Source organism: Psychrobacter sp. (assembly GCF_030457785.1).
In the GTDB taxonomy this organism is placed as follows: domain Bacteria; phylum Pseudomonadota; class Gammaproteobacteria; order Pseudomonadales; family Moraxellaceae; genus Psychrobacter.
Genome location: NZ_JAKDUI010000241.1, coordinates 1 through 3,702, shown reverse-complemented (window position 1 = coordinate 3,702; position 3,702 = coordinate 1). Strand labels below are relative to the sequence as shown.

Here is a 3,702-nt window from a genome sequence, read left to right as displayed (position 1 = left end):
TGTGTCGATCATAGTGACTGGGGTTTGCTCACACATTTACTCGATTGGCGATAGTAGATCTAGTAATGCAGTAACGCTGCTAGACTGTGTGAGTTTCGGATTGATAACCACACCTAAATAACGCTGCAACTCAATATTCTCTGCCATGTCGATGCGTTCCAAGTCTTGACTCACCATTGTCTGAGGCAATACTGACCAGCCCAATCCGACAGAAACCAGCATGCGAATGGACTCAAGCGGATTGGTGCTCATCGTCGCGTAGGGCTTTAGATTATGCTTGGCAAACTCAGCTAAGGTAATTTGACTGGTAAAAGTATTCGCAGATGGCAAAATAGCAGGATAACGTGCTAATTGCTCTAACGTAACATTGGATTTGCTTGCCAAAGGCGAAAGTGTACCGGTCATAAAATACAGAGGGTCCGACCAAAGTGTGTGATAGCTGAGACGTTTATCATAGACGGGCGGCAATGTGACGAAAGCTAAGGATAGTTCACCATCCAGAACTGCCTTGTGTGCTTTTTCCGAGTCAACGAAATGAACTTCTAGCTGCACTGCAGGGTAAGTCTGAATGAAGTGCTTGAGCACGGGAGCTAAGTGATGTAAGCCAATATGATGACTGGTACCAATGATTAATTTTCCAGAGACGATATGCTGTGAGTGTTGCAGGTTAATTTTGAAGTTCTCATAATCTTCAAGCCAGCGCTTGGCATGCGGTAGCATTTCACTGGCCGCTTGCGTGGGTACGATTCCACGACCCACGGTATCAAACAACGTGATGTCAAACTCGTCTTCTAAATTTTTGATACGTTTACTGACTGCAGGCTGAGTAATAAATAGTTTTTCAGCTGCACCTGATATACTACCAGTGTGCATAACGGTAACAAATGTCGTCAAATTTGTGGTGTTCAAATGGATGTCCTTAGCTACTTAACGAGCTATAAATATAAGTTGGCTGACACAATCACAATATGTTAGAAATAAAAGTTTGCGTCTATGCAAAAATCATCAATTATTATTATAGAATTAGCCTGCTATAATCACAAGACATCTAGGCGTATTATCACGTATTTATTTTTATGAATAGGTTCGATCATTGACAACCCTTTTTTTAGCAACATTTAGTAATGTTTAGTAATAAGTAACATCATACATAACGATAGCTAGCTCCTACGGATACAAACTTTATTGAGTAAATTGTAGATGTAGAGACGAAATAACATTCAACTGTCTGTGCTGCTTTTTTTATAAGCAAGCAGAGAGCTGAATCATTAGCAACTAATAAGGATAGCAAAATGGCCAGTCAAACGTTATATGACAAACTTTGGAATGCTCACGAAGTCACGAAGCGTGACGATGGTTCGAGCTTGATTTATATCGATCGTCATTTATTGCATGAAGTCACTAGTCCACAGGCGTTTGAAGGACTAGAGCTGGCAAACAGAGCACCATGGCGTTTGTCTGCCAACATCGCCAGTCCAGATCATAATGTACCGACAGTGACCAAGGAGCGTCTAGAAGGCGTGCCTGGTATTAAGGATAAAGTATCCCGTTTACAAGTAGTCACTTTGGACGATAACTGTACCAAATTTGATATCGCTGAATTCACCATCAATGATGCGCGCCAAGGTATCTTGCATGTTGTCGGTCCAGAGCAAGGCTTGGTGTTGCCAGGTATGACAGTCGTGTGTGGCGATTCACACACAGCGACGCATGGTGCGCTTGGTTGCTTGGCACATGGTATTGGTACGTCTGAAGTGGAGCATGTACTAGCGACTCAATGCTTGATTCAGAAAAAATCAAAAAACATGCAGATTCGAGTCAACGGTGAGTTGGGAGCTGGTGTTACTTCAAAAGATGTGGTGCTTGCTATCATCGCCAAAATAGGCACCGCAGGTGGTACAGGGCACGCAATTGAATTTGCTGGGCAAGTTTTTGAAGACATGAGTATGGAAGGTCGCATGACTGTCTGTAACATGGCAATCGAAGCGGGTGCTCGTGTGGGCATGGTCGCTGTCGATGACATTACAATCGATTATGTAAAAGGTCGTCCCTATGCACCGACAGGAGAGCAGTGGGAGCAAGCTGAAGCATACTGGCGCACACTATATTCAGACGATGATGCAGTATTTGATACCGTGGTTGAAATTGACGGTAGCCAAATAGCACCACAGGTTTCTTGGGGCACGTCACCGGAAATGGTTGTCGACGTTACTCAATCAGTACCAACGCCTGATCAAGCGATAGATGAGGCGCAGCAAGAAGGCTGGCTCCGTGCTTATACTTATATGGGACTAGAAGCTGGGCAGAAGATTACCGATATCCAGCTTGATCGAATCTTTATTGGATCGTGTACGAACTCTCGTATCGAAGATTTACGTGATGCTGCTGCGGTTATCAAAGGGCGCAAAGTCGCTGCCAATGTCAAAGAAGCTATCGTTGTGGCAGGTTCTGGTCAGGTGAAACTGCAGGCAGAAGCCGAAGGTTTGGATACCTTGTTTTCAGAAGCTGGTTTTGAATGGCGAGAGCCAGGTTGCTCTATGTGCTTAGCGATGAATGCCGATAAGCTAGAGCCGCAAGAACATTGTGCTTCTACCTCCAACCGTAATTTTGAGGGTCGTCAAGGCAATGGTGGTCGTACGCATTTGGTTAGCCCTGCCATGGCAGCGGCCGCCGCATTGGCCGGTCACTTTGTGGATGTGCGTTCGTTTTAAAGCTTGTGTTAATAGTTGCAGACGAATAACAACCGAAAAGAAGTTTTGATGCGTGTGCTGTTAAGTCAATAGACAAGACAATGGTTTCTATATCTATTAGCTATATCTATCAGCCACGCTTTAACGCTTTTAAAGTGAACGGAATATCATCATTAATGATCACCGCTCATCAATAAAAACATCATTGATAGGAATATTTATGCAAGCTTATAACATTCAAACAGGTATCGTGTGCCCATTAGATCGTGCAAACGTCGATACCGATCAAATCATTGCAAAGCAGTTTTTAAAGTCTATTAAGCGGACCGGATTTGGCGTCAATTTGTTTGATGACTGGCGTTATCTCGATGAAGGTTTCCCGGGTCAGGATAATAGCAACCGTCCCCTCAACCCAGACTTTGTCTTAAACAAACCTCGCTACCAAGGCGCCACCATTTTACTCGCACGTAGAAACTTTGGTTGCGGATCTAGCCGTGAGCATGCGCCTTGGGCGTTATCGGAGTATGGCTTTCGCACAGTCATTGCACCGAGCTTTGCTGATATTTTTTACAATAACTGCTTTAAAAATGGCATGCTTCCCATCGTATTGAGTGAAGAGATCGTAGATACGCTTATGAAAGCGGTCGTGGCAAATGAAGGCTATGAGTTGACTGCTGATCTTGAGCGTCAAGTTGTTATCGCTCCTACAGGTGAAGAATATCCGTTTGAAGTGGATGCGTTTCGTAAACACTGCCTATTAAACGGATTAGACGATATTGGTCTTACTTTACAACAGAGCGATGCCATCAAAGACTATGAACAAAAAATGATGGAAAAAACACCGTGGATATTCAACGAAGTAAGAGCCTAGTGCAGGGCGACAAGTAACAGTTAATAAAGATATCAGACAATGGTGATGTGACGTTGAGTTCTGATGGTGAACTGGCTAGAATAAGAGGTCGTCAAGGCAATGGTGGTCGTACGCATTTGGTTAGCCCTGCCATGGCAGCGG

3 protein-coding genes are annotated in these 3,702 nt (G+C 44.0%); 2 read left to right on the top strand and 1 reads right to left on the bottom strand.

Going from position 1 to position 3,702, the window contains the following annotated elements:
- Positions 1-36: 36 nt before the first annotated feature.
- Positions 37-909, bottom strand: a complete 873-nt coding sequence (locus L0J61_RS09965) for a LysR family transcriptional regulator (protein ID WP_301466292.1) — start codon at positions 907-909, stop codon at positions 37-39.
- 383 nt (positions 910-1,292) lie between these two features.
- Between L0J61_RS09965 and leuC the strand changes: the two genes are divergently transcribed.
- Both leuC and leuD read left to right on the top strand, forming a co-directional pair.
- On the top strand, positions 1,293-2,711 hold the full coding sequence (gene leuC / locus L0J61_RS09960; RefSeq protein ID WP_301466291.1) for a 3-isopropylmalate dehydratase large subunit: 1,419 nt from the start codon (positions 1,293-1,295) through the stop codon (positions 2,709-2,711).
- A gap of 199 nt (positions 2,712-2,910) precedes the next feature.
- Positions 2,911-3,561 carry a 3-isopropylmalate dehydratase small subunit gene (leuD, locus tag L0J61_RS09955; protein ID WP_301466290.1) on the top strand — a complete coding sequence of 217 codons (651 nt, stop codon included), beginning with the start codon at positions 2,911-2,913 and terminating at the stop codon, positions 3,559-3,561.
- The last annotated feature ends 141 nt before the right edge of the window (positions 3,562-3,702 follow it).